This is a genomic window from Acinetobacter sp. 243_ASPC (genome assembly GCF_001054715.1).
GTDB lineage: Bacteria > Pseudomonadota > Gammaproteobacteria > Pseudomonadales > Moraxellaceae > Acinetobacter > Acinetobacter soli.
On the sequence record NZ_JVOR01000032.1, the window covers coordinates 17,790 to 43,593 of the forward strand.

General features: G+C 43.3%; 28 protein-coding genes. 6 read left to right on the forward strand and 22 right to left on the reverse strand.

Annotated features, from left to right (window positions below; translation table 11 throughout):
• Positions 1-135: 135 nt before the first annotated feature.
• The 16 genes from gspK to ADA42_RS03120 form a co-directional block, all read right to left on the reverse strand.
• Complete coding sequence (gene gspK, locus ADA42_RS03045) at positions 136-1,104, reverse strand: type II secretion system minor pseudopilin GspK (RefSeq protein ID WP_048763539.1); 969 nt, start codon at positions 1,102-1,104, stop codon at positions 136-138.
• Between the two features lie 16 nt (positions 1,105-1,120).
• Complete coding sequence (gene gspJ, locus ADA42_RS03050) at positions 1,121-1,744, reverse strand: type II secretion system minor pseudopilin GspJ (RefSeq protein ID WP_004938718.1); 624 nt, start codon at positions 1,742-1,744, stop codon at positions 1,121-1,123.
• Complete coding sequence (gene gspI / locus ADA42_RS03055) at positions 1,741-2,127, reverse strand: type II secretion system minor pseudopilin GspI (protein ID WP_004948134.1); 387 nt, start codon at positions 2,125-2,127, stop codon at positions 1,741-1,743. Before gspI ends, gspJ begins: the two co-directional genes overlap by 4 nt.
• Positions 2,117-2,662 carry a prepilin-type N-terminal cleavage/methylation domain-containing protein gene (locus ADA42_RS03060; RefSeq protein WP_048763541.1) on the reverse strand — a complete coding sequence of 182 codons (546 nt, stop codon included), beginning with the start codon at positions 2,660-2,662 and terminating at the stop codon, positions 2,117-2,119. Before ADA42_RS03060 ends, gspI begins: the two co-directional genes overlap by 11 nt.
• A 9-nt stretch (positions 2,663-2,671) precedes the next feature.
• The gene (locus tag ADA42_RS03065; RefSeq protein WP_004938726.1) at positions 2,672-3,283 is read right to left on the reverse strand and encodes a TetR/AcrR family transcriptional regulator; all 612 of its coding nucleotides are present in this window, start codon (positions 3,281-3,283) and stop codon (positions 2,672-2,674) included.
• A 38-nt stretch (positions 3,284-3,321) separates the two neighbouring features.
• Positions 3,322-4,095 carry a TatD family hydrolase gene (locus ADA42_RS03070; RefSeq protein ID WP_004948140.1) on the reverse strand — a complete coding sequence of 258 codons (774 nt, stop codon included), beginning with the start codon at positions 4,093-4,095 and terminating at the stop codon, positions 3,322-3,324.
• A 15-nt stretch (positions 4,096-4,110) separates the two neighbouring features.
• Positions 4,111-4,455 carry a PilZ domain-containing protein gene (locus ADA42_RS03075; RefSeq protein WP_004948143.1) on the reverse strand — a complete coding sequence of 115 codons (345 nt, stop codon included), beginning with the start codon at positions 4,453-4,455 and terminating at the stop codon, positions 4,111-4,113.
• A gap of 2 nt (positions 4,456-4,457) precedes the next feature.
• Positions 4,458-5,444, reverse strand: a complete 987-nt coding sequence (locus ADA42_RS03080; RefSeq protein WP_004948147.1) for a DNA polymerase III, delta' subunit — start codon at positions 5,442-5,444, stop codon at positions 4,458-4,460.
• 14 nt (positions 5,445-5,458) lie between these two features.
• A complete protein-coding gene (gene kdsB / locus ADA42_RS03085) occupies positions 5,459-6,220 on the reverse strand; it encodes a 3-deoxy-manno-octulosonate cytidylyltransferase (protein WP_004948149.1) in 762 nt (253 codons plus the stop codon).
• A gap of 9 nt (positions 6,221-6,229) precedes the next feature.
• Complete coding sequence (gene lpxK, locus ADA42_RS03090; RefSeq protein WP_004948153.1) at positions 6,230-7,237, reverse strand: tetraacyldisaccharide 4'-kinase; 1,008 nt, start codon at positions 7,235-7,237, stop codon at positions 6,230-6,232.
• Positions 7,238-7,243: 6 nt separating this feature from the next.
• Positions 7,244-8,968 (reverse strand): lipid A export permease/ATP-binding protein MsbA, encoded by a 1,725-nt coding sequence (gene msbA, locus ADA42_RS03095; RefSeq protein ID WP_004938741.1) that lies wholly within the window; start codon positions 8,966-8,968, stop codon positions 7,244-7,246.
• A 321-nt stretch (positions 8,969-9,289) separates the two neighbouring features.
• Positions 9,290-10,180 carry a ParB/RepB/Spo0J family partition protein gene (locus ADA42_RS03100; protein WP_048763544.1) on the reverse strand — a complete coding sequence of 297 codons (891 nt, stop codon included), beginning with the start codon at positions 10,178-10,180 and terminating at the stop codon, positions 9,290-9,292.
• On the reverse strand, positions 10,177-10,959 hold the full coding sequence (locus ADA42_RS03105; protein ID WP_004948156.1) for a ParA family protein: 783 nt from the start codon (positions 10,957-10,959) through the stop codon (positions 10,177-10,179). Before ADA42_RS03105 ends, ADA42_RS03100 begins: the two co-directional genes overlap by 4 nt.
• 13 nt (positions 10,960-10,972) lie before the next feature.
• Positions 10,973-11,611 (reverse strand): 16S rRNA (guanine(527)-N(7))-methyltransferase RsmG, encoded by a 639-nt coding sequence (rsmG, locus tag ADA42_RS03110; RefSeq protein ID WP_004938752.1) that lies wholly within the window; start codon positions 11,609-11,611, stop codon positions 10,973-10,975.
• Between the two features lie 69 nt (positions 11,612-11,680).
• Positions 11,681-12,385 carry an N-acetylmuramate alpha-1-phosphate uridylyltransferase MurU gene (murU, locus tag ADA42_RS03115; RefSeq protein ID WP_048763546.1) on the reverse strand — a complete coding sequence of 235 codons (705 nt, stop codon included), beginning with the start codon at positions 12,383-12,385 and terminating at the stop codon, positions 11,681-11,683.
• Positions 12,382-13,398, reverse strand: a complete 1,017-nt coding sequence (locus ADA42_RS03120; protein ID WP_048763547.1) for an aminoglycoside phosphotransferase family protein — start codon at positions 13,396-13,398, stop codon at positions 12,382-12,384. The genes murU and ADA42_RS03120 overlap by 4 nt, the downstream gene beginning before the upstream one ends.
• Positions 13,399-13,518: 120 nt before the next feature.
• Between ADA42_RS03120 and ADA42_RS03125 the strand changes: the two genes are divergently transcribed.
• On the forward strand, positions 13,519-15,963 hold the full coding sequence (locus ADA42_RS03125) for an LPS-assembly protein LptD (protein WP_040053996.1): 2,445 nt from the start codon (positions 13,519-13,521) through the stop codon (positions 15,961-15,963).
• Positions 15,963-17,303: a peptidylprolyl isomerase gene (locus ADA42_RS03130; RefSeq protein WP_004938760.1), complete on the forward strand. Its 1,341-nt coding sequence runs from the start codon at positions 15,963-15,965 to the stop codon at positions 17,301-17,303. Before ADA42_RS03125 ends, ADA42_RS03130 begins: the two co-directional genes overlap by 1 nt.
• A gap of 98 nt (positions 17,304-17,401) precedes the next feature.
• Here ADA42_RS03130 and hfq read toward each other — a convergent pair whose 3' ends face one another.
• The 4 genes from hfq to tsaE form a co-directional block, all read right to left on the reverse strand.
• Positions 17,402-17,920, reverse strand: coding sequence for an RNA chaperone Hfq (gene hfq / locus ADA42_RS03135; protein WP_004948171.1), 519 nt, complete (start codon positions 17,918-17,920; stop codon positions 17,402-17,404).
• A 91-nt stretch (positions 17,921-18,011) separates the two neighbouring features.
• On the reverse strand, positions 18,012-18,956 hold the full coding sequence (miaA, locus tag ADA42_RS03140; protein ID WP_004948174.1) for a tRNA (adenosine(37)-N6)-dimethylallyltransferase MiaA: 945 nt from the start codon (positions 18,954-18,956) through the stop codon (positions 18,012-18,014).
• A 6-nt stretch (positions 18,957-18,962) separates the two neighbouring features.
• The gene (mutL, locus tag ADA42_RS03145; RefSeq protein ID WP_048763549.1) at positions 18,963-20,927 is read right to left on the reverse strand and encodes a DNA mismatch repair endonuclease MutL; all 1,965 of its coding nucleotides are present in this window, start codon (positions 20,925-20,927) and stop codon (positions 18,963-18,965) included.
• Between the two features lies 1 nt (position 20,928).
• Complete coding sequence (tsaE, locus tag ADA42_RS03150) at positions 20,929-21,396, reverse strand: tRNA (adenosine(37)-N6)-threonylcarbamoyltransferase complex ATPase subunit type 1 TsaE (protein WP_004948179.1); 468 nt, start codon at positions 21,394-21,396, stop codon at positions 20,929-20,931.
• A gap of 130 nt (positions 21,397-21,526) precedes the next feature.
• Between tsaE and ADA42_RS03155 the strand changes: the two genes are divergently transcribed.
• From ADA42_RS03155 to ADA42_RS03165, 3 genes are all read left to right on the forward strand, one after another.
• Complete coding sequence (locus tag ADA42_RS03155) at positions 21,527-22,471, forward strand: pseudouridine synthase (protein ID WP_048763569.1); 945 nt, start codon at positions 21,527-21,529, stop codon at positions 22,469-22,471.
• 74 nt (positions 22,472-22,545) lie between these two features.
• Complete coding sequence (locus ADA42_RS03160) at positions 22,546-22,875, forward strand: type II toxin-antitoxin system RelB/DinJ family antitoxin (RefSeq protein ID WP_004948186.1); 330 nt, start codon at positions 22,546-22,548, stop codon at positions 22,873-22,875.
• 93 nt (positions 22,876-22,968) lie between these two features.
• Entirely contained in the window at positions 22,969-23,412 is a 444-nt protein-coding gene (locus ADA42_RS03165) for a GNAT family N-acetyltransferase (RefSeq protein ID WP_004938777.1), read from the forward strand.
• Here ADA42_RS03165 and ADA42_RS03170 read toward each other — a convergent pair.
• A complete protein-coding gene (locus ADA42_RS03170; RefSeq protein WP_004948189.1) occupies positions 23,405-24,109 on the reverse strand; it encodes a pseudouridine synthase in 705 nt (234 codons plus the stop codon). The genes ADA42_RS03165 and ADA42_RS03170 overlap by 8 nt on opposite strands.
• A 203-nt stretch (positions 24,110-24,312) precedes the next feature.
• Here ADA42_RS03170 and ADA42_RS03175 point away from each other — a divergent pair, with 203 nt between their 5' ends.
• Complete coding sequence (locus ADA42_RS03175) at positions 24,313-24,765, forward strand: DUF441 domain-containing protein (protein ID WP_004948191.1); 453 nt, start codon at positions 24,313-24,315, stop codon at positions 24,763-24,765.
• 115 nt (positions 24,766-24,880) lie between these two features.
• On the opposite strand, the gene ADA42_RS03180 is transcribed toward ADA42_RS03175, so the two are convergent.
• Positions 24,881-25,801, reverse strand: a complete 921-nt coding sequence (locus ADA42_RS03180; protein WP_004938788.1) for a LysR family transcriptional regulator — start codon at positions 25,799-25,801, stop codon at positions 24,881-24,883.
• Between the last annotated feature and the right edge of the window lie 3 nt (positions 25,802-25,804).

Here is a 25,804-nt window from a genome sequence, read left to right on the forward strand (position 1 = left end):
GTACATTATAGATCAATTCGTCAGGCATTACATTTCTTTTAACGTTACTGACAATTAGCAAAACGTCTTAATTCAACTCAATTACGTATTTTTCTTCTTCAAATACCTCAAAATTCATGATTGCTCTACTAAAAATTAGTCCATAACAGCTTTGGGCACAGATGCTAAACTACGAGAATACACATAAACTTTTTTATTGATACGTACCAGATCGCTCGTAAACTGACGTTTACGTTCACTTAACAACACCTCAATGTAAGCTCTGAAATAATCTGAGCGAACATCGAGCAAATTTTTAAATTTGTTCCGGTTTTCCGCACTGACCCCCTTAAAGGCATCAAGCGTCCACAATTCATCTACACTTTTAAAGTATCCCATATTGGACATTTTTTCTTGTAGTGCGTTTTGAACGGCTGCCGGATTTAAACTGGTATCCAAGCTGGTCAAGAGTAGCGTAGATGCCGTATTGATATTGACTTTGGTCGGTGCATTTGAAGGTAATGCTGTGACATAAGGACGTATTAAATCAAAATTTTTACCCTCAAATCCGCGAACCATACGCAGCTCATCCACACTATGAAATTTTGTGTTGGCTGCCAAATAAGGACGGCTCAAACCTTGATAATAGCTACTTTCTGCGCCAGCAGAACCCGACACTTCATCATTACGATCTTGCCAGTCAATCACTGCTTCACTTAACTGTGGTGACAATCCCACACGTACCAGTAACTGCTCAAACCATGCTTTGGCATTTTCATCAACTTTATCTTGCGCATCGACCAGATTATTCAGATTAAATTTTCCCGATTCGTCTTTTAATACGCCAGAGACAAAACCATCTTCAACCGGAAACGGCGGCATGGGCTGAGCCCAGATTTCTGCTGGATGATCTGCTTCAGCCGCATTTTGTGCATCTTGCACCAACAATTCGGAAAAAAATGCTTCGGCACTTTTTGCATATAACAGGGATTGGTTTTGACGGATTAGATATCCTGTATTTTGTGCCGTATTGCTCTGATGTTTTACAATAGATGCTGCCAAAATCGTTGCCAAAGCCACCATTACCAGAATCGTGATTAACGCAACGCCTTGCTGTCGTTTCATCGGTTTATCCTTTGGCCTATGATCCGTTTACACTCATAAATTGAGTATCTAAAAGCGGAAAAATCCATTCATAGTTTACATCTGAACGCTGTACATCAATCTTAAGCCCTCGCGGCAGGCGCTGCATGCTGGTAGGCTGACTTAAATCTGCACCCGCCTCAGGCCACTGGTTGAGTATCTGCGGATTCAACACGGTTATTCGAAATTGATCTACATTTTTAAGCAGTACACTCGATTCTGGCTGCTCGTTGTTGGTGATATTCAGGCTACGGTATTTCAACCGATATACCATCTTTTCACTGGGTACATAACGATATTCAATACGTTCGTATGGCGCGAGGCCCTCTTTGAGCGGATCACTCACTCCTGCCTTGCTAAATTGCAAACTGGTATCACTCAGGCTGAGTGCAGGCCGGATTTGTCCGTTGATATTCGCCGTCATCGGGATGAGCTGAAGTGAATCTCGAAGTATAATTTGATAGGCATCTTGCAACTCAAAAATCTGAAGCTCATGTTGCTGGTTGCGTTCCTTGGTCTTAATCAGATAGTCAAAAATTTTCCAGCCCAATGCAGAAAGAACCGCAAAAATCGCAATCGCCACCAAGAGCTCAACCAGCGTAAATCCCGATCTTTTTTTCATGAGACGTTTTCTTTAGGCGGATAATTGAAAAACACCATATGCGTAATTCCCGCTTCAACTTTGTTTTGCTGAGGATCAAAGCGGCTGATCTGAATTTCAATCCGCTGTACGTTTGGGCTAATCGTCGCCTGCGCAGTTTTATCGACTTGCCATGTTTCACCCTGAGACGTCACTTGCTTTGAGGATGTGCCTTGCATCCATTCACGATTAATTTGCATCATGGCGGCTTCGTTCATTGCCACGAATTGTGCTTTGGTTCTTAATACGGCATTGGCTGTAGACTGAGTATACTGCATACCGAGCTTGGTCAAGGCCACCGCAGCGGTTGCAAAAATCGCGAGCGCCACCATCACTTCTAATAATGTAAACCCTTTAGTTTTCATTTATTTTACCCAAGTGATCTACTTCAATTTCTGCACCGACTGGTGTCTGGGCAGAATAAAACTGGATGCGAACAGGTTTAACTTCGCCATTTCCTAACCAGACCAACTGAGGCGCCTGTTGCCCCACCAGATCCTGATTCGATGCGGCACGGTAATCGTAATCTACAGGCTGAATTTGAAAGCTGACATTGGCAGGCAATGAGCGTACCGGAAGGTCTTTGTAGACTTGCCATTTGTTATTGGCCTGAATGACGGTTTGAGCAGACGGTTCTATGTATTCAAGTATCTGGTAGCCAAATGGGCGTACATCGGTTTGTGGAAGTGTTGCCAGCGCTAGAATTCGCCCCTGATCTGTAGCTTCGCGATTAATACGCTGTAAATCCAAGAGAAAGAACTCGCGCGCCTGCATGGCTTTACGCTGATCTACACCACTTATATTCAACACAATCAGTGACGCTAAAATTCCAACAATTACAATGACCACCATCAGCTCGACCAAGGTAAAACCGGACTGCCGCAGTGGTTTATTGTTCATGTGGATACTCTAAACAAAATGAGGTTCTTGAAGATGTTTTGGAAGCGCCAATGCCTGATCAATATAGGCCACGCGTAAAGTATCGCGAGATCCTAAATAGCGCTGATAAAAGCTCGAATTTAAAATAGCCGCTGCGCCATGGGTCAGCGACCAAATTGCAGCCAAATAGTCCCGCACCGGCATGGTACTATGAATTTCTTCAAGATATTTTTCAGTCATGTTGATGATGATTCTCAAGCGCTGTTTGCGCACCTGATACAACTCTTGAAACAGATGATAAATTCCCTGACCAGTGGTCGATAAGCGTTCTTCGATTTGATGAAATAACACTGTACGTTCGGGATGATGTAAATGATGCAACATAAAGAATGCCAGATGCTCTGGAAAGGTTTTTTCTTTGTCCTGTACCATTTCTAGCAACATGCGCTCATTACGAACAATAAGCAGCATATACAATTCATCTTTACTCTGAAAATGCTTGTACAGCGTTCCTTTGGCGAGATCCAGTTCAGCAGCCAAGGCATCAAGTGTCATACCGGCTTCTCCATTGTCGAGAAGAAGTTGCTCTGCCACTTCAAATATTAATGCTTCTCTTGCCCTGAACTGAGCTTGTCGATCCATCTTCACGCTGTCACTCGCTTATCTATGTCATTTTAAAGTTATGTGTTTGCAAGGAGATTTTCAAAATTTTGACGTGTAATCAATGCAATCTCCTCGAGTGATTTATCATATACATCACTCAACGCTTTGGCTACATATGGCACGTATTTTGGTTCATTTGATTTACCGCGATACGGTACTGGCGCAAGATATGGACTATCGGTTTCAATCAGCAGACGATCAAGCGGCACTTGTTTGGCAACATCGCGTAAATCTTGCGCATTTTTAAACGATACAATTCCCGAGAACGAAATATAATAACCGCAGTCCAAAGCAGCTTTAGCGGTTTCCCAGTCTTCGGTAAAACAATGCAAAATACCGTGTGTCGATTGCTCTGCACGAATGATATCAATGGTATCGGTCTTGGCAGAACGTGTATGCACCACCACAGGCTTTCCGACCTGTTTGGATGCCTGCAAATGTCGCGCAAAACAGGCCTTTTGCTGATCGACGAATTCCGCACTGTGATAATAGTCAAGCCCTGTTTCACCAAGTGCCCATACTTTTTCGGGTTGAGCCAACTCGACCAGATACTCTGTCGTTGCTCGTGCCATGACTTCAACATCTTCACACGGATGCACCCCTACCGTATACCCGACATCTTCATGACGCGCTGCAATCGCTGATAATGCGATATGGTCATCAAGATCGACAGAGATGCTCATAAATTTAGATACACCTGCCGCGCGCGCTTCGTTTAGTGCCTGATCCAAATCGCCACCATATGGCGTTAAGTCGAGCATGGTTAAATGACAATGCGTATCTACAAACACAATTCTTTCCTAAAACTACATGGTAAAATTTGAGCGATCTGAGGACATACTACCTGCCAAAATTTTTTCGGCTTCAGTTTTATAGTATATACCTCGCTCTCCAGAGAGCTGTATGGCAAACCCTTGTGGTTTGATTCCAGCTTGCTTACGAGAAATCCAAATGACTTTTCCTGTAAGTGGAATTTTCAGTGTTTGTTCAGGCAAGGTTGCAAGAACAAATATCTCCTCACCTAACGTGACTGATTCTCTAGAAGGGATAAACAAACCGCCACCTTGTACAAAATGCATGTAACTGGCTTGCAAGGTTGCCCGATCCGGAATGTGCACATGAATCAGGCCGCCACTAATTCTCGATTCCATGTTCAACTCCCATTGACGTTCATGAGCTGAATAAACAATTGATCGATCACAAGATTGGTTTGAACATTCTGTCCGATCAATTGTTTTGAATGCTGGATCTGCGCATATAGATCAAAGAGTTGTTCAAGTGCATACTCACCAGACAGTTCCTTAAAGTCCAAATCAATATTCTTAGGATCCTGATTTAGCTTGACACAAATTAAATCACCCAACAAGTATTCAAACATGATCAGCCAATCTGCCGCCGCTAGCTCTTTTTGCCACTTCGATGCAATCATCAAAGGCATATTTTTCTGTTTGACCAGTTTAATCCAGTCAGATACAAAATCACGGCGCTTGTTAAACCAGTCAGCTTCTGCAAGCTCTATCGCCTTGAGCGGCATGTCATTGCTCAAATTTAACAGAAGCTGAATTTCTGCTGGATCGAGCGTTGGTAGTTGTTCGCTTAAATAGTCCTGTGCCTGATCAAAGGTCATTCGATCCAGTGAAAAATGCTGAAGGCGACTTCGAATGGTTGCCGGAAGCTTCAGATAATGATCAGCAATCAAGATAATCAATACTTTCTCGCCGGGTTCTTCAAGCGTTTTCAGTAGTGCATTTGCAGACGCGATATTTAAAGCCTCTGCCGGCTCAATCACAATAACGCGCCAGCCATCGACGGTTTGCTGCACAAACGGCAGCAGATCACGGATTTTTTCAATCTTGATCTTGGCATTCTGTTTTTTATTGTCGTCATCGGTAGTGATATACACATAATTTGGATGAGTATCCGATTTAAGCCACTGACAACTGATGCATTCACCGCACGCACCTTCTGTTTTTTTTTGCGTGCACAGCACCCAGCTTAAAAAATGCAATACAAAAGCGTGTTTGCCACTGCCCGACTTTCCATAAAATAACAGGCCATGACCCAATTGAGGGAAACGTCCTGTGAGCGATTTCCACACTGTAGCTTGCCAAGGATAAACCTTTGCTTGATGCTGTTTCACGCCATCATTTCCATTTAATCAAAATATGAAACAGGCAATGCGTTTAAACGCGCCAGATCTTCAGGTGTATCCACACCCGGTGGAAGTGCGCTGTCTGCAACAGCAATAGCAATACGATGTCCATTTTCGAGTACACGAAGCTGCTCCAAACTCTCAAGTTTCTCAAGCACACCTTGCGACCATTTCACATATTCTTGTAACAGGCTCACGCGATACGCATACAAACCCAAGTGACGGTAAGCGTGATCAAAACTTGATGAAACCTGTTTCTGGGCTGCATCACGGTCGTACGGTATTGTGGCGCGACTAAAATACAGGGCTTCTTGCACATTGTTCATCACCACTTTGACAATACTGTCACGCGCGAACTCATCTAAAGAATGAATCGACTCACATAAAGTCGACATCGAGCAATCTGGCTTAGCCACCAACAGTGATGCGACCTGTTGCACCAGTGCTGCAGGTAAAAGCGGCTCGTCGCCTTGAACATTGACAATAATATCGTCTTTGCCCCAGCCCTTAATACGCGCTACTTCACTTAATCGATCTGTTCCTGAAGGATGAGCAGGATTGGTCATAACCACTTCGATTTGCTCTGCACGACAGACTTCGGCAATTCGCTCATCATCGGTTGCAACGCATAGATCATCAAAACCCTCTACTTTTTTGGCCTGATCAACCACACGTAAGATCATCGGACGCCCATGAATCTCAAGCAATGGCTTTCCAGGCAAACGAGTACTGGAAAATCGAGCCGGGATGACAATATGTTTCATATGAATGTCCTAAGAAAAGCGAATTCCAAGTGTTGTAAGCTGCTCTTCGAGCAAAGTGTAGCAGGCGTCGGATAAAACTGCCTCGACGGGAACCACCCAAATTTTTCGACTAAATTCCGGGTGCTGTTTTAGCAAGGGCAGTAATTTTACAGCATCTTTTTCAGTGGTAATAATGGCGTGCCGATCGTCAAATTCAAGATCTGCCAGCTGGTAGTCGTGATGGTCTGGAAACTCATGACATTGAAAATCATGGATTCCCATCGATTCTAAAGTGGTATAAAACCGCTGCGGAAAACCAATCCCCACCACTGCATAAAAACTCTCATGAGGATTAAAAAGAGAGACATCATGGGTAGGCGACATTAAATAAGGTTCACTTGGCTGTAAAAACATATTCAACGGCGACTTAGACGCATGACCATGCTCGATTACTGTCGCGCCAACCAAGCGCTGTTTGGACTCCCGTAGAAATCCTTCGGGCAATAATTTTTCATTGCCCAAACCGCGGTTTAAATCCAGTACAATCCACTCCAGATCACGTGCCAGCGCCCAATGCTGTAATCCATCATCACTAATAATGAGATCAAGCTGATGATGTTTGATGAGTAATTCGATTGATGCTTGACGATTCGGGCCGACAGCCATCGGCACATGGGTAGACTGAACAATTAAACAAGGTTCATCACCCACTTGTTCGGGTGTCGAGGTTTGAGTAACCAGCGCCGGAAACGGGCCTTCAGCACCATAACCCCGACTAATTACACCCACGCGGACGCCCTTGAGCTGCAAATAGTTGACCAACCGAATCAGTAATGGCGTCTTGCCGCTTCCTCCTACCGTAATATTCCCAATCACCAGTACAGGTAGCGGCGCACGATATACCGATTTCAGTTTTGTATCGAATAAAGATTTATTTAGCTTTGAACCGGCACAATACAACCAAGACAGTGGACGCAGCAACACCAACCATTTGGCTTGACGGTTCCATGCATCTTGAATGATCTGTGCCAGAGACATGAATCTTTATTCCTCAAAATTACGCTGATGCAACTGGAAGTAAGCGCCCTGTTTATCTAACAGCTCTTGATGTGTACCTTTTTCAACAATCTGTCCTTTATCCATCACCACAATCATGTCAGCATTTTCAATGGTGGACAGACGATGCGCAATCACCAGTGTGGTTCGATTTTGCATCGCTTCATCGAAGGCTTTTTGAATGAAATGCTCGGATTCATTATCTAGCGCACTGGTTGCTTCATCCAAAATCAAGATTGGCGCATTTTTTAAAATTGCACGTGCAATGGCAATACGCTGGCGCTGACCGCCAGAAAGATTCAGGCCTTGAGCACCGAGTACAGTGTCGTAGCCTTGAGGTAAATTCATAATAAATTCGTGCGCATAGGCGGCTTTTGCTGCCGCGATGATATCTTCATCTGCCGCACCTTCAAGCTGGCCATAGGCAATGTTTTCACGCACTGAACGGTTGAACAACACCACCTGCTGATTCACCATCGCCACTTGCTGACGCAACACCGAGAGCTCAATATCTCGAATTGGAATACCATCAAGATATAGCCCACCCGAAGTGGTTTCCTGAAAGCGAACCAACAAATTCACCAAAGAGGTTTTACCTGCCCCCGAACGACCCACCAAAGCAATCGTTTGGCCTGCCTGAATATCCAATGTAAAATCTTGAATGGCCTTTACACCGGCTGCATATTCAAGTGTCACATGATCAAAGCGTACACCGCCTTCAAGTTTTGGCGTTAATACACCTTTATTTTCTTCTGTCGGCAAATCGAGTACTTCAAATACCGAATACGCCGCCGCAATACCGCGCTGAAGTTTTTCATTGACATCGGTCAAGTTCTTTACAGGCTTAGCCAAAAGTCCCGCTGCGGTAATATATGCCACAAATTCACCCGCAGAGGTATCGCCTAAAATTTGTGGACGAAGTGCCAACCATACAATCAAGCTCATCGCCATCGCCATGACCAACTGAACCAGCGGACTGTTTAGATTTTGCACGATCACCATTTTCAAGCCGCGCTTTAAGTTGTCTTCAGATGACGTATAAAAACGCTTTTGTTCTGAAGCTTCACCTGCAAAGCTTTTGACCACGGCCTGACCCGCGATACTTTCTTGAACCACATGGTTCACATCGCCCATGGTGTTTTGCACCTGTATAGACAGTTTACGCATGCGCTTCGATGCTTTACGCACCAAAAAGCCAATAATCGGCATAAAAATAAAGATACATAGCGTAAGACGCCAGTTGGTGTAGAGCAGATAACCCAATAACCCCATGGTCACCAAACCATCTTTCACCATAATTTTTAATGATTCAGAGGAAGCTGCCGTGAGTTGCTCGACGTTGTACATGATCTTGGCAGAGATATGCCCAGAGGAATTGTCGAGGTAGTACTGCGAGGGCAGACGCATAAGTTTGGCATAAACTTCTTGTCGAATACTAAAAATGAGTCGACGCGAAATCACCGCAGTGTAGTATCCACCCATAAATAAGCCAAGACCACGGAAGAAGACCAGTAATACAATTAGCAAAGGAAACCAGTCTAAGTCTTCTCGACTACCGAGTTGAATGGCATCAATAATATATTTTAAGAGTTTTGCGACTGATACTTCGGTTGCGGCATTTAAACCAAAACCAATCAGCACCAACAAAGCGATACCCCAATAAGGTTTTAAATAGGATATTAGACGTATATAAACCTTAAAATCTTGCTTCACTCAATCAACCTCTAATTCGGCACTAGCATAATATCAAGTAGTGCTTAGCGTTCCTTAGCTTGCTTCACTCATCTCAATGAGCCAACAACAGCAGTGTAAACCACCAACATTCACCTTGAACAAATAAACATACTAGATGCGAGCTGGAGTTTAACATACTTCAATACTTGCACCGTATGGTTTTGGTGGCAGATGTTGTTGTCTTAAGCTTAAAAAAGTATGAATTTTCAATAAAAATAAGGCATCAATACCGTTCATATCGACGCCTTATTTCATACATAAAAGCTATAGCAAATCAGTCCGCGTATTTAAACCAAATAATTACGCATCTGGCAAACACAGGGTGAGAATACCATCTAGCTCATCAAGTGAATGGTACTGAATCACCAACTTACCTTTACCTTGTTTATTGTGGTCAATTTTAACCTGAGCACCAAAACGCTCAGATAAACGCTGGGTTAATTGCTCAATATCTGGTGGTGTTGCCTCTTTAGGCTTTGACTGTTTCGGTTGATTCCACTCGCGAACCAACTGTTCGGTTTGACGAACCGACAGGTTTTTATCAATGATGACTTTTGCAATCGAAATTTGATCTTTTGCCTTCAAGGCCAGAATGGCACGGGCATGACCCATATCGAGTTGCCCTTCTTGCATGAAGTCTTTAATCACATCATCGAGACTGAGTAAACGCAGAAGATTGCTGACTGTTGTTCTTGCCTTGCCTACCGTTTCGGCAATTTCTTGATGACTCAGACCAAATTCGTCATGAAAGCGTTGCAATGCCAAGGCTTGATCAATTGGATTGAGATCTTGACGCTGGATATTTTCAATCAGAGCCAATGCAATGGCAACCTGATCATTTAAATCACGAACAATTGCAGGAACCTGTTTTAATCCAGCCAACTGTGCTGCACGCCAGCGACGCTCACCCGCAATAATTTCATAACTGAACTGATCATCTTGAATCGGACGAATCACGATCGGCTGCATCACACCATGTTTTTCAATTGATGCTGCAAGCTCTTTTAAATCTTGTTCTTGAATAAATCGGCGTGGTTGATACTCACCACGTTTTAACAGATTAACATCGACTTGTTTTAGCTGACCATGATCAATTGCCTGTGCTTCAAGCTGGAGTTTTTCTTTTTGAATCGAACCAAGTAATGCATCGAGTCCGCGACCTTTTGCCAAACCTCGTTTTTTTGTGGTCATGCGCTGGTTCCTTTTTTCACTTTGCTTTTCTTCAACATCTCGGCAGCCAAGTTTAAATACGCCACTGCGCCTTTAGAACTTTTTTCAAAGTAAATAATCGGCAAGCCGTGTGCAGGCGCCTCGGCCAATCGAACATTACGTGGAATAACCGTATCGTAAAGCTTTTTACCGAAGAACTGCTCAAGCTCTGCCGATACATCACGCGTCAATGCGTTTCGAGCATCATACATGGTACGCAAGACACCAGTGATCTGCAAATTCGGATTGAGCGCCTGCTGAATACGATCAATAGTCTGGGTTAAGTCAGCCAGACCTTCTAGCGCATAATATTCGCACTGCATCGGAATGATCACACTATCGACCGCAGCAAGCGCATTGACTGTAATGAGACTCAAACTTGGTGCACAGTCGATCACAATGTAATCAAACTTATCACGAACGGTATCTAACGCTTTTTTTAGAATAAACTCGCGACCATCCTGCTCTGCAATTGCCAATTCGACGCCTGCCAAGTCACGGTTAGAACCTAAAACTTTGTAGCCGACCTCAGCCTTGGTAATAGCGGTTTCAATCGGAACTTCACCCAGTAAAACATCGGTTACTGAATACAACAGGTCATTTTTTTGAACACCCGACCCCATTGTGGCATTACCCTGTGAATCCATATCCACCAGCAATACCCGTTTTTTCAATACCGCTAAAGAGGCCGCCAGATTTACAGCTGTCGTGGTTTTACCTACGCCACCCTTCTGGTTTGCAATCGCAATAATCTGAGCCATGAGAACCCCAAACTTAATTTTTTAATTGTTGCAATAAAAGCAAATGACGCTGCTCGTCCAAACGTGGAACACGCAGTTCGATCACTTGACATGAAAATTCAGTTTTTAACTGTTCGGCCTCTTCGGTCGGTACCAAGCCTTTCATTGCTGCAATCACGGTTGAATCGTGCATATACGGACGTGCTGCCGCAACAAAATCTGACAGCGATGCAAAAGCACGACTGGTCACCACATCAAATTTACCCAAATCTTGGATCGAGTCTTCGTTTTCAACGCGGGTTTGTACTGCAATGACATTTTTTAATTTTAAATCTGCAATAAATTGCTTGAGAAAACGAATTTTTTTACCGTTCGAATCGAGCAATACACAATCACGCTCAGGCTGACACAAGGCAACAATCATGCCGGGCATTCCGCCGCCTGTACCAACGTCTAAAAGACGCCCCGCTGGTAAATCTTTTAAAATGCTTAAACTATCAAGCAAGTGCTTGACCAGCATTTCTTTTGGATCTCGAATTGCGGTCAGGTTATATGCCTTGTTCCATAATACCAAGGCATCTTGATACTTTAATAACAATCCTAAAGCATCATCGCTTAGATTCAACCCAAGGGACTGACTGCCCTGTTTTAACTCTTGGAAAAATGGATGCATATCCGCTTCACATCTTAAAAATTTAGGGGAAGTATACCGATTTCTCGGTCTACGCCTAGTCTCTACCGCTTAGTGAATACACAGTTGACTGTAGAAACCTTGCTTAATTTGTTGATCTAACAGGCTTAATCGCTCTGGGGTACCTACATCAACCCAATCTGCCTGCATTTTCTGTGCGCTTGCGCGTCCATCAAGCATGGCTTTTTGCAATAAAGGTGCCAAAGGTCTTTTGCCGTCACTTAAACCCGCAAACAGTTGAGGCGATATTACTGCCAAACCACTATAGGTTAATGCCTCACCCGCTACTGCCTGCTCAAAGGTAAAGGCGCGCTGTTTGGCCAGTATAAAGTCACCTCTTGGATGCTGCACAGGATTATCGACCAAAACCAGATGCACCAAATTATCATGCAGTTCAATTTCAGTAAGTTCATTAAACGCCATGGTGGTCCAGACATCGCCATTAACCAGCAAAAAGGGATCTTGCCCCAAAAGCGGTAATGCTCGAATAATTCCACCTGCCGTTTCAAGCCCTTCACCTTCATGCGACCAGAGGATATTTACCCCCAGAGCAGTACCATCTCCAAGCGCCTCGACCAGTTTATCTGCAAGCCACGCCGTATTGATGACAATATCAGTAATACCGACTTTTTTGAGCTTTTCAATATGCCATACGATTAACGGTTTGCCGCCAACTTGAAGTAGCGGTTTAGGCGTGTGCAAGGTCAATGGACGCATGCGATTGCCGAGTCCGGCGGCCAAAATCATCGCCTTCATGCTGCAACACTCTCAAAGGTGCCGTAAGTTTCTTCAAACTTAGGTAAAACTTGTTCCATCATATAACGTCTAAATTCGGCAAGTTCTGGGTAAGGCTGACTTTCTTCCAGCAAATACCACATGACTCGCGGAAGATCTTTCAAATATCCTGATTTACCGTCACGTACGAATAAGCGCACAAAAATCCCTAAAATTTTGATGTGTCGCTGAATGGCCATCCAGTCAGCATCACGCTTAAAGGTTTCAAAACTACGCGCTACTTTTACTTGAGTTGGCAACAACGTATAAAAAGTTTCAAACCATTGGTAAACACGGCTTGGGTCCCACTGTACGTAAGCATCACGTGTAATCGAGATCAAATCATACGTGTCAGCACCAATTACTGCATCCTGAAAGTCAATCACACCGAGTGTCTCTTCATTGCCCAGTTTCATGAGGTTACGGCTGTGAAAATCTCGGTGCACAATGACTTGTGGCTGAGCCAGTGCATTTTTGGCGAGCGAATCAAAGGTCTGCTGAATCAATTGTTGCTCATCTGAATCAGGTTGAATCTCTAGCGCAGGTAGCATCCACTCAGTAAGTAAATGCATTTCTGCCATCAGTTTTTCGTAGCTATATACTGGAAATTGATCTTGAGACGGTATCGATTGCAAATGAATGAGCTGCTTAAACGACTGCAAATAGTAGGCATCAACTGTCTGCTCATTAAGTAAAGTCGAAAGCAACACATCGCCAAAATCTTCAAGCAATAAAAAACCTTGAGCTAGATCTTTGGCCACAATATGCGGAACACGAACACCATGCCGATCAAAAAACTCGTCAATTTGAACAAATGGCACACAATCTTCTTTTTCTGGTGGCGCATCCATTAACATATAGGTATTATTTTTGTATTCGACTCGCGCATAACGGCGAAAACTTGCGTCTCCGGCAAGAAATTGAATTCTAAAATCGCTTGAATTTAGAATCGAAGTAAGCCAGATATGTATCAATTGTTCACGTTGTGTATTCATTTGCAATAAAATCTAAAACGGGCTGAGATTTTGAAGTTCTAAGTGTAGCCACTTATAAACTTTTTCTCTATGATGCGACAATAATTAATTGCGTTTTAGCATACTTGGTTAATGACACAAATGAAGTATCAGTTTAAATTTAATCCGTTAGCAGCTGCTATTTTTACACTTTTGTGTGGTAGCACCATACAATCAAGCTATGCTGAAGCCAACGATACAGCTTCGACTGTGGACAATAAAAGACTCAAGGACAGCATTCAAAAAGCCTATCCGGGACAAGAGTTTTTTGAGCAGTATTATGTCGAAAAGTCATCTCCAGAAGCTCAGGTGCGTGATACCAAATCATTGAGTTCCGCTTTTTGTAGCGGCACCTGGATTACCCCGATCAGTCCGACCACACAAGCTGTTGACCCTAAAGAGGCCACATCTACAGTCACAGCAGACTATGCACATTACAATCCGAATGGCGATTCAGAACTTGAAGGCAATGTCCTGATTGATCAGCAAGGCCGATCTGTGCGTGCCGATAAAGTCACGATCGATAAAAGCCAAACCTATGCCAACGCGCAAGGGAATGTGCAGCTTGCACAAGCTGGATTGCTGGCCAAAAGCGATCAGGTTAATTACAACCTGAAAACCCAGCAAGGTGATTTAAAAAATAGCTATTACATTTCTGAGCAGCAACATGCGCATGGCCGTGCAGACCTGATTCAGCGTACCTCACCGGATGTACTGGTGCTGCACAATGCCACCTATACCACTTGCCCACCCGAGCAAAAGCCAACTTGGAAAATTCAAGCCAAAGAAATTGAACTAAATCAGGAAACCGGGCGTGGTGTAACCAAAGGCACCAAGTTATATGTAAAAGATGTCCCTGTTTTGGCAGTACCGTATTTTAATTTCCCGATTGATGACCGCCGAACCACCGGGATTCTTAACCCAAACCTAGGTTTCTCAAACGATGGTGGGCTTGAACTCACCGTACCGGTTTATTTGAATCTTGCGCCAAATTACGATGCAACGGTTACTCCGCGATATATTTCAGATCGTGGCATGATGATGCAAGGCGAATTTAGATACCTCACCGAGAATTATGGTCAAGGTAAAATCTGGGGTGGCTACTTACCAAGTGATGATCGATACAATAATCAAGATCGTAAAGATTTTAACCTTTTGCACAAATGGCAAATTAACGATTATTTAACGGCAGATGCAGAATATCACTACGCCTCTGATAAAGATTACATCACTGACTTAGATACCAATCCAGATTCTAAAACCGATTTGAATCTACGCCGTGCGGTCACTCTAAAGTATAAAAATCAAATTCCTGGCCTGACTGCGCAGTTAAAAGTTGAAGACTATCAAACTTTAGATAAAACCATTTTGGATGCAGACAAGCCTTATGCACGCTTGCCGCAGTTCTTGCTCAACTATGTGACGGGCAATCCGCTTGGTTTGCAATATGAATATAATAACGACACCGCGTATTTCAAAAAATCGATTAATGACAACTCTGCACAAGAAAGCAGCGGTACACGTTTTTATAACCAGTTTGCAGTGCGTTATAACTACCGCACCCCTTGGGCCTTTGTGATTCCAGAAGCTTCTGTTCGAAGCATCAATACTTTCTATGATAAAGACAGTATTGCCTCACAAAACCTAGATGCCAGCTCGGAAACTAAGTCGGTAGTCGTACCGCAGTTTACCCTCGATTCAGGTTTGATTTTCCAGCGTGATGGTAAGTACCTTCAAACCATTACACCACGTGCATTTTATGCATACGCGCCGTATGAAAATCAAAATGGCTATGCCAACTTTGATACCACATCCGCTTCAATCAACTACGATCAGCTGTTTAGCCCGTATCGTTTTTATGGTCATGACCGTTTAGAAGACAACAACTTCCTTTCTCTGGGCGTTAGCTATAGCTTGTTTGATACCGAAGGCCTTGAACGAATTCGTGCAGGTGTTGGCCAAAGTTTTTATTTCTCTGATCGCCGTGTGACGCTAACAAACAGCACTGACACTGAAGATACGTCTAAAACATCAGGGCCGATTGTCAGTATCTCGAGCCAGCTGACAAACAAGTTTACAGTAAGTGCCAACTCGGCATGGATGTCTAATGGCAATAATTCTCAGCACGATTTCCAAGCCTATTTCACAGGTGACAACGGAAATCTTTATAACGTTGGTTACTTTAACCGCAAGGAAATTGTAGATCGTCAAGTGGCGTACGATGCGGCTGTTGCATCATTTGTACAACCAATCAAGAACAACTGGCGTATTATGGGCCATGTTCAATATGACTTCAGAAACAACGTCGCACGTGAATACCTGCTTGGCGTAAATTATGAATCATGTTGTTATGCGGTTTCTGTTTACGGCCGTTCTTACTACAACGATCTAGACGATCCGAAAGATCCGAACGTCAACGTTAAGCGCGCGGTGATGGCAGAAATCACATTTAAAGGATTAGGCGGCTTAAACAACAAGTTAGCTTCTTTATTGGAAAATCGCGTTTTAGGCTTTAAAGAAATTAATCAATCTTGGACACAACGTTAATGAAGACAAAGTATTTGAAACAGTTATTTAAAACAACCGCGCTGGCTCTGGTTGTTTCTTCATCAATGCAAAGTTTTGCAGCGCCAACAGACGAAGTCGTTGCAATTGTGGACAATAGCGTCATTCTTAAAAGCGATTTAGATCAAGGTGTCACTGAAGCAACACACCAGCTTGAAGCACAAAAAAAAGGGCTTCCACCACAAAACTTCTTGCAGCGCCAAGTGCTTGATCAGTTGATTTTACGTGAAGCCCAACTTGAAATGGTGAAACGTTACAACATCAAGATTGATGAAAACACACTCAATGATGCTGTACTCAAAGTGGCTGGTCAGTCAGGTATTAAATCACTCCCTGCCTTTCAACAGAAACTCGATGGTATAGCACCGGGAACTTATGCAGCACTGCGTGCTCGTATCAGTCAAGATTTGGCAATCAATCGCTTACGTCAGCAGCAAGTCATGTCACGTATCAAAATTAGTGATCAAGACGTTGAAAACTTTTTGAAGTCACCTCAAGGTCAGGCAATGCTTGGTAGTCAGGTTCATGTTATTCATGCGCGTATCTCTGCCCAACAAGGAGTAGATCCGCAGCAGCTTGCCAAAGTTGCGCAAGATGTAAAACAAGCCTTGAATGAAAGTAATGACATTGCGGCGATTGGTAAAAAATTCTCAACCAAAGACGTTAAGGTCGAAGGTGCAGACATGGGATACCGTGATCTTGCCGACCTGCCTTCTGAATTAGCTGCGCGTGTTAGTCCACTTCAGCAAGGTCAAACTACCGAGCTGATTAATGTTCGTGATGGCATTCATGTTTTGAAATTGATCGAACGAAAAAGTAGCGATCAAAAAGCCATGGTGACCCAATACCAGACGCGCCATATTTTAATTCAGCCATCTGAAGTCATCAGTCCGGATATGGCCAAACAAACTATTGATAGCATTTATAATCGTTTAAAGTCGGGTGAAGACTTTACCACACTCGCTGCAACCTACTCTTCTGATACAGGCTCAGCACGTGATGGCGGAAGTTTGGGCTGGGTAACGCCGGGCAGTATGGTGCCACAGTTCGAAGAGAAAATGAAAAATACACCAGTCGGACAAATTAGCCAGCCATTCCAGACCCAATATGGATGGCATATTCTTGAAGTCACTGGCGTTCGTGAAAAAGACATGACTCAAGAATATCAAGAGCGTATGGCACGCCAGATCTTGGGTGAGCGACAGTTTGATAGTGAACTGGATAGCTGGTTGCGTGAAGTACGTGCCCATGCGTATGTACAAATCAAGGATCCGGAACTTGATACAAAATTGCAGCGAGCAAAAGCCATAGCAGCACAGTAATCATTTTTTAAAAGAACCAGCTAAATGCTGGTTCTTTTTTTATATTTTAGATAAAAAAAACCTCAGTCATATCGACTGAGGTTTTTTACTGAAACAGATTAACGGTTGTTAGAATCGTCGTCCTGTCCATCTTCGAATTTTGTATCGTTGTCAAAGCCAGAAGCGCCTTGACCGCCGAAGCCACCTTGACCACCGAAGCCGCCGCCTTGACCACCAAAGCCACCTTGACCACCGAAGCCGCCTTGACCGCCGAAGCCGCCGCCTTGACCACCGAAGCCACCTTGACCACCGAAGCCACCTTGACCACCGAAGCCACCACCTTGACCGCCGAAGCCGCTACCTTGACCGCCGAAGCCACCACCCTGACCACCAAAACCACCTTGTGGTGCACCAGCTGGCGCGCCTGCTGGACGTGGGTTACGTGCAGGAACTACAGTTGAAATTGCATGCTTGTAAACCATTTGGCTTACCGTATTTTTTAGCAACACTACGTATTGGTCGAAAGATTCAATGTGACCTTGTAATTTAATACCATTCACAAGAAAGATTGACACAGGAATACGTTCTTTACGGAGAGAATTTAAGAACGGATCTTGTAATGTTTGACCTTTAGACATTTTATAACTCCAAAAAAATTAAAATCAGCGCAAAAAACCATCTTTATTTTTCAATTAAAATTTATAAAAAAGATAGTATGTAAATTTTGCTTTATCCATAAGAGTTTCGCAAGTCTTGTTGAGCCTGCTTTATAGTTAAATAAGTTTTAAAATAGTGCTTTTCTTGCAACGAACGTAACCAAGTGTATTGACGTTTCGCAAGTTGTCGTGTCGCGAATAATGCCTTATCTTCCATTTCCCTCCTATTTATGTGACTTTTATCACTTTTTAACAGAAAATCGAGTGCTTGACGATACCCGACAGACCGCATTGAAGGTAAATTTTCATTCAAATCGTATTTTTTAATTAAAGCTTCCACCTCATTTAAAAAACCGATATCCCACATTTTGAGCAATCTTTGTTCAATTCGCTGATGTAATTCTACCCGATCTGGCAGCAAAGCATAGTTATGAAATGTGTAACGATATGGTAAATTTTTCGGTTGCTCCATTTGTAATTGCGTAATCGGTATACCAGTCAATCGATAGACTTCTAGCGCGCGAATAATACGCTGGCGATCAGATACATTAAACTTTTCACCTGCGGTCGGATCCACTTTGCGCAATTGTTCATGCACAGCTTCCCACCCTTCAAGCGCAGCCTGCTGTTCAATTTCTGCCCGAATATCAGCATTTGCACTTGGAAGATTGCTTGACAGTCCTTCAAGTAAGGCCTTGAAGTACAGCATGGTTCCACCAACTAAAATAGGCGTTTTGCCTTGCTGGTGGCACTGGTCGATCAAGCGCGTGGCATCATCGACAAATTGCGCAGCAGAATACACTTCTAGTGGCGTAATAATATCAATTAAATGATGCGGATATTGTGCCTGCTCTTCTTTGGTGGGCTTTGCTGTACCGATATCCATATCTTGATAAATCAATGCAGAATCTACAGAAATCAGTTCAAATTGACCCTGTTCATACAGTTCACATGCCAAGGCTGTTTTACCGCTTGCGGTCGGCCCCATCAAATTGATTACGGGCAAAGAAGTTGACATGAAAAACTATTCTCCTCGAGCAAAAAGCTTGTCAAGTTGATGAAGTGGAAATGCGCGCCATGTTGGACGGCCATGATTACACTGACTGGCGAATTCTGTCTGCTCCATTTGACGTAACAAAGCATTCATTTCAGACAGACTCAGCATGCGATGTGCACGAACTGCACCGTGACATGCCATGCCAGCCAAAATGGCATCACGCTTATGCATAAGCGCCTGTGCCTGATCATTTGGATCCAGATCATGCAAAAGCTCAGGAATCAGTTTCTCAAAATTAGCTTTATGCAAAATGGCCGGAACTCCACGCACAATTGCTTGATCATCACCATACTGATCAATATCCAGACCCAATCGCGCCAGCTGATCTTTTAGATCTTCAATCCGTGCCGCTTGCATACGTGTAACTGAAACCACTTTAGGAATGAGCAATTGCTGTGAAATCCAAAACTCGGGCTTATCCCACGCAGATTTCATCTGTTGTAATAAAATACGCTCATGTGCAGCATGCATATCAACAATAATCAAGCCTTCGGTATTTTGTGCCAAAATATAAATACCGTGCAATTGTGCTATGGCAATTCCCAGCGGAAACTCATCTACTTCGGACTCTGCTTGACGTTCTGCCGTATTTTCTACCGCTTCTGTTTGCTCACGCAATGGAGCTAGATAACTTTTAAGGGCATTGTTGAGCCGCTCTGGATCACTCACAGGTTGTGGACGTCGCGAATAATCAACAGAATTGGGCCGACTGGCATTAAATTCGGTTAACAGCTCTGTTGATACGGCTGTAGTTGCCGCATGTGTGTGATCGGCCTCATGCGGTACTTGAGTTGATGCTGTTTCAGCGCGGTGCAAACTAAATTGTTCTTGATAGCTCGGCTGCGGCATGCGCTCAATAGACAATTGTTCAGGTTTCATGGCCTGAGACAACTCGGCCGCTGCGGTCTGAAATTGTGAGAGTGTTTCTTTGGCATAATGCCGTACAAACTCATGCACTTCACGCTGGTTTAAAAAGCGAATCTCATGCTTGGTGGGATGTACATTGACATCAATTTGTTCTGGATCGACCTCTAAAAACAGTAAATAAGCCGAATACTGATGACCATGCAAAATTCCATCGTAAGCCATGCGCAGTGCATGTGAAATGGTTTTATCTTTGACTATACGGCCATTCACATAGACATATTGCAAATCGGCTTGTGGGCGCGCGTCGGAGGGATGACCCAACCAGCCCGACAATCGCATGGAAATACTTTGCGTATCGAGCCAATAGGCATTTTGAGTAAACTGATGCCCAAGCAGTTGCTGAACACGCTGAAAACGCAGTTGCCCGCTGTCTGCTACAGGTAAATTCAAACGAACCTGATTGTTGTGCTCTAACATAAACCGAATATCAAAATGTGTCAGTGCCAGACGTCTAATAATCTCTTCGATATGTCCAAATTCGGTGCTGGGTTTTTTTAAAAATTTACGCCGCGCAGGAACATTAAAAAATAAGTCCTGTACACTAATGTGTGTGCCCTTTCTGAGCGCAACAGGTTGAATCGCTTGATGATCAAAGGCTGTACCATTGACTTCAACCTGATACCCGACGCCATCGTCAGATTGACTACTCATTAGCGTTAAGCGAGATACGGCGGCAATCGATGCCAAGGCTTCGCCTCGAAATCCCAAACTTACGATGGCATGCAAATCTTCGGAAGTCTTGATCTTACTTGTGGCATGACGCATTACCGCCAGCGGTAAATCGTCACTATGAATCCCCTGACCGTTGTCGATGATTTCGATGAGCGTAGCGCCACCTTGCTCGACGCGAATGATCAGTTCGGTTGCGCCTGCATCAATTGCATTTTCAAGTAATTCCTTCACAACCGATGCAGGCCGCTCAATCACCTCACCAGCCGCAATCTGGTTGGCCAGCGCAGGATCGAGAGTATGAATACGTCGCAGATCGCGGGAATCTTGCAGCATGTTAAATGAGGTCCTTTAATTGTACGTATTGCTGAGCATCATTCAATTCAATCGTCACATATCGTTCAAGATCATCTTCAGATTTTTCAATTTGAATGATGATATCTGGCTCTGGAATCTCGTTTTCTCCCTTCGATGGCCATTCAAATAAAAACAAAGCATGCGGAACATCCAGATAATCCCGAATTCCCATTAATTCAAGCTCATAGGGATCGTTAAGGCGATACAAGTCGAAATGAAATATCTCTTTTTGCTGGATACGATACGGCTCGACCAAGGTATAGGTTGGACTTTTTACTGCCCCCTGATGACCCAGCGCTTGCAGAAAATGACGAGTAAACGTGGTTTTGCCTGCGCCTAAATCGCCAATTAAATACACCACACCTTCTTGGATCACACCAGAGAGTGCTGTTGCCAGTTTTTGTGTGTCGAGTTCATCCGCTAGGGTTAAACGAAGGGAATACTGCATTACGCTCATACATGATTCAATCGGACTGTGTATAATACCATCCTGAATGTTTAAAAGCCTATGATCAAGTAAAAAGCTGCTTGCTTTTCAAACAGCCTGACTCTCTAGCGATATCTCCAAAATGGCCAACATGAACGCACACGAATTTATCCCTACTACTCGTCAAGGCGTAAGTGCCAGCAAAGTATTTTTACCCACCATGCATGGCAAACCACCTGAAACAACTTTTGCTTACCTGTGTGCGCATTTTCCTCATATATTAGCCTCAGAATGGCAACAGCGCTTCGATGATGGACTAATTATCAATGCTCAAGGCCAAACGCTGAGTGTAGCTAGCCCCTATTTATCCAACCAGCATATTTTTTATTATCGTTTTTTATCGCATGAAGTTGTAGTGCCATTTCAGCATGAGATTTTATTTGAAAATGAACATCTACTGGTGGTCGATAAACCACATTTTTTAACCATGACACCCACGGGCAAGTATGTACAAGAAACACTGCTGGTTCGCTTAAAACAAAGTGGCCAAACTCCCGATCTAACTCCAATCCATCGTCTTGATCGTGAAACGGCGGGTGTGGTGATGTTTTGTAAAAAACCTGAATCCCGCGGTGTGTATCAATCTTTATTTGCAGCGCGCGATGTGCAAAAAACCTATCATGCCATCGCCCCTTATCATCACACGCTTCAGTTTCCTCGCACAGTTCGACTCAACATGAGCAAAGGTGAGCCGTTTTACACCATGAAAGTCAATCCAGACGCCGAGCCGAATAGTGAAACCTGGATTGAATGCCTAGAGTATTCAAATCATTGGGCAAAATATCGTTTAAGCCCCAAAACCGGAAAACAGCATCAACTTCGTGTGCATTTGGCTCATTTAGGGCTTGCTATCCAGAACGATCCGCTTTATCCATTTTTGGCACACAAAGCCGACGATGACTTTTCCAACCCCTTACAGCTTTTGGCAAAAGAATTACAGTTTGTCGACCCCGTTACACAAACTGAAATGTACTTTTGCTCAAGACAGTCACTTTCTTTGTCATTTAATCGTAATGACAACCACGCTATTTTTTAGTTTTAAGATTGAAATTACAAATTCTTGCTTTAGAATAAGCCATTAAAAATTAAAAAATCGTTTGGTTTTTATTCATGCGAAAAACAGAAGTTTATCAGGTTCGACTTGATTCACACGAAAAGAAGCAGGCCTTTGCTGTTTTCAAACAATTGGGGATTACACCGGCACAAGCCGTGCGTCTTTTTTTCAAGCAGGTGGTTTTAACCAAATCCATCCCCTTTGCAATTGAAAATCAAAACATCGATATGGAGCAGCTCCTCAAATTGCGTAAAATCAAGTCGCAATCTGCCGCTGTTACGCCACGTGAAAATGATCAAGCCGATAGCGATCTACTCATAGATGATCATGAAGCACTTTTTGATGAGCTGAATGCCTTACTCGGTGAGAGTGATCAAGCGCCATAATGTTGCAGTTTTAAACAAGTTTTAACGTTCTTCGTATTTGATTTTGGTTATGCTTCTTCTCTATGACACATAATAATAAAGCTGGAGAATCGCATGATCGTTCGACGAGCCACTGTAGAAGATTTAAATCAACTCGCGGTATTGTTTGATGAATACCGTCAGTTTTATGGCGCATCATCCAACTTAACGCAATCCTATGATTTTTTAAAACAACGCTTTGAAAACAAACAGAGTGTCATTTTTATTCATGTCAAAAATGATGTTTTTACTGGTTTTATTCTGCTTTATTTGGGCTTTTCATCTGTCGCCTGCTCGACCTATTATATTTTAGATGATGTGTATGTTACGCCACTTTATCGCCGTCAAGGCTCTGCAAAGCAACTCATCGATACTGCCATTTTGTTTGCACGCCATGAAAATGCGCTCAGAATCTCGTTGGAAACCCAAAAAAACAATATCGAATCAATGCGTTTATATCAAAAAATGGGTTTTGTGCTGGATCAGGAATTTCAAACCTATCACTGTTTTCTTAGGTAGACTGCCTGGCTAAATGAATCTGTGCATCAGACAAATAGATCCAATCCCCTTGTGCTAATTCAGGTAAAACCAACTGCCCGATTTGCTGACGGTGCAGCGATTCAACTTTATTTCCAACCGCAGCGATCATGCGTTTGACCTGATGATATACCCCTTGATGAATCGTCAAGCTTAAATGATATTCATCAAGCTGTTGAACCGCGGTCGCAGCGAAAAGCCCTGTTTCATTACGTAGTTCCACCCCTTGCTCAAGCTGACTCAGCTGAACTTCAGTAATCGGATCTGCCGTGTGTACATGATATACCTTAGGGACATGTTTTTTAGGATGGGTTAAGGCATGCAGAAATTGCCCGTCATCGGTCAACAGCAGTAGTCCAGTGGTATCTTGATCGAGTCGTCCAACTGCTGCTATTCCACGATCGATCAGAATATCTGGCAGCAAACTGAATACACTCTGATGATGCTGAGGTTGATGCGAACATTCAAAACCTTGTGGTTTATTGAGCGCGATATACACCTTTTCACGATAGATATACGATTCACCAAATACACGGAACTGCAAGTGCTCGGTCTGAACGCGCAACTTTAAATCGGTAACGGTATCCTCTCCTATAGACACATGCCCATTTTTAATTAGCTGCTGGCAATATTTACGTGAACCGAAGCCTTGTGATTGCAACATTTTTTCTAGAAGCATCGCCGAAATTTACCTGATATATTTTCGGCATAGTCTAACGGATTAGCTAAAAAAGTGAATGCCTTGAATGAGGTTATCACTCAAAATGCAGACGTTAAGGTTTGTTTTAAGTACACCAGCTTTTTTAAATCAAGCGTTTATTTTTATCTTATGATCAAAGCGCGCTACACTATAGCTCCCGCTTACATAAAAAGATGTTGATGATGTTGTCTCAGCTTGATGTCAATTTAATTGTATTACTGGTATTGCTAGCCTGTGGAATTTTTAGCCAAAATACAGCTGTGACCATTGCTGTAGGCGTTTTAATTTTATTTAAACTCACTCCGCTTAATACTTTCTTCCCCTATTTACAGCAACATGGATTAAACATTGGCATTATTATTTTGACCATTGGTGTACTGACTCCAATTGCAAGCGGTCAGCTCAGTGGCGAAAGTATTTTAAAGTCCTTTTTTAGCTATAAATCTTTGCTCGCCATCGGCGTCGGCTTACTGGTGGCATGGCTAGGCGGTCGAGGCGTCAAGCTCATGAGTAGCCAGCCCGATATTATTGCAGGGTTATTAATTGGTACCATTGCAGGTGTAGCGCTGCTAAGAGGCGTTCCGGTGGGGCCACTGATAGCGGCAGGATTACTCTCATTAGTGTTGTGGAATTAATAAGGATTGACAGTAAAACTTGCTGCAAATACATCTATATATGACATATTGAATCATCATGGCCTTATACAAAAATCCATGATGATTCAATAAATTCTATCTAGCACTTGAGTATTTAGGCAGCATAATAATTGGTGCGTTTTTGCGAAAATTTAGCTAACTGCTTTAAAAACCCTTCAAAATAACTTTTTTCTTTTTCCTCAGTTCTAAAGCCTGCATACAAGGTACGGCGCAACCCTTGCTCTGCCACACACTCCAGACGTCGACTCGTCACCCAGCCCTTTTGCTCGTACTCATTCACCACCCAGTCTGGTAATGCCGAAATACCCCGACCACTTGCAACCAACTGAATCAGCATTTGAGTCAGATCGGTGGTACGGATTTCTTTAGGTTGAATATTTGCAGGCAGAAACAGATGCGCCATGATGTCAAGTCGATGCTTATCGACCGGATAGGTAATCAGTGTTTCCTCTGCTAAATCCTGCACAGTGACTTTTTCAGCACGCACCAGATGGTGTGTATTTGACAAGACCAAACGTGACTCATATTCAAAAATAGGAAAATACTCAACCCCTTTGAGAGCAATCGGATCTGCGGTAATGAGCAAATCAAATTCGGCATTTTGCAATAGCTCATGTGGGTTGGCTTCAAAGCCCGAGGCAAAATCCAGATCAACATCAGGATACTGCTGGCGATACTGATTCAGTAATGGCATCAACCAATCAAAACAACTATGACACTCAGAAGAAAAAATAATCCGACCGGTTTGTCCATGCACAATACGAGTGATATCACTTTGTGCAATCTGAATTTGCGGCAGAATATCATCTGCAAGTTTCAGCAAACGCTGCCCAACATTTGAAAAGGTGACTGGACGACTGCGCCGATTAACCACCTCGACCCCATACCAATGATCGAGTTCTTTTAATTGATGAGAAATAGCAGATGGTGTCAAACATAAATCATTTGCAGCAGCAACCAATGATCCATGCTCACGTAGTGCTAACAAAGTTTTAAGATGTCGAATTTCGAGCATGAA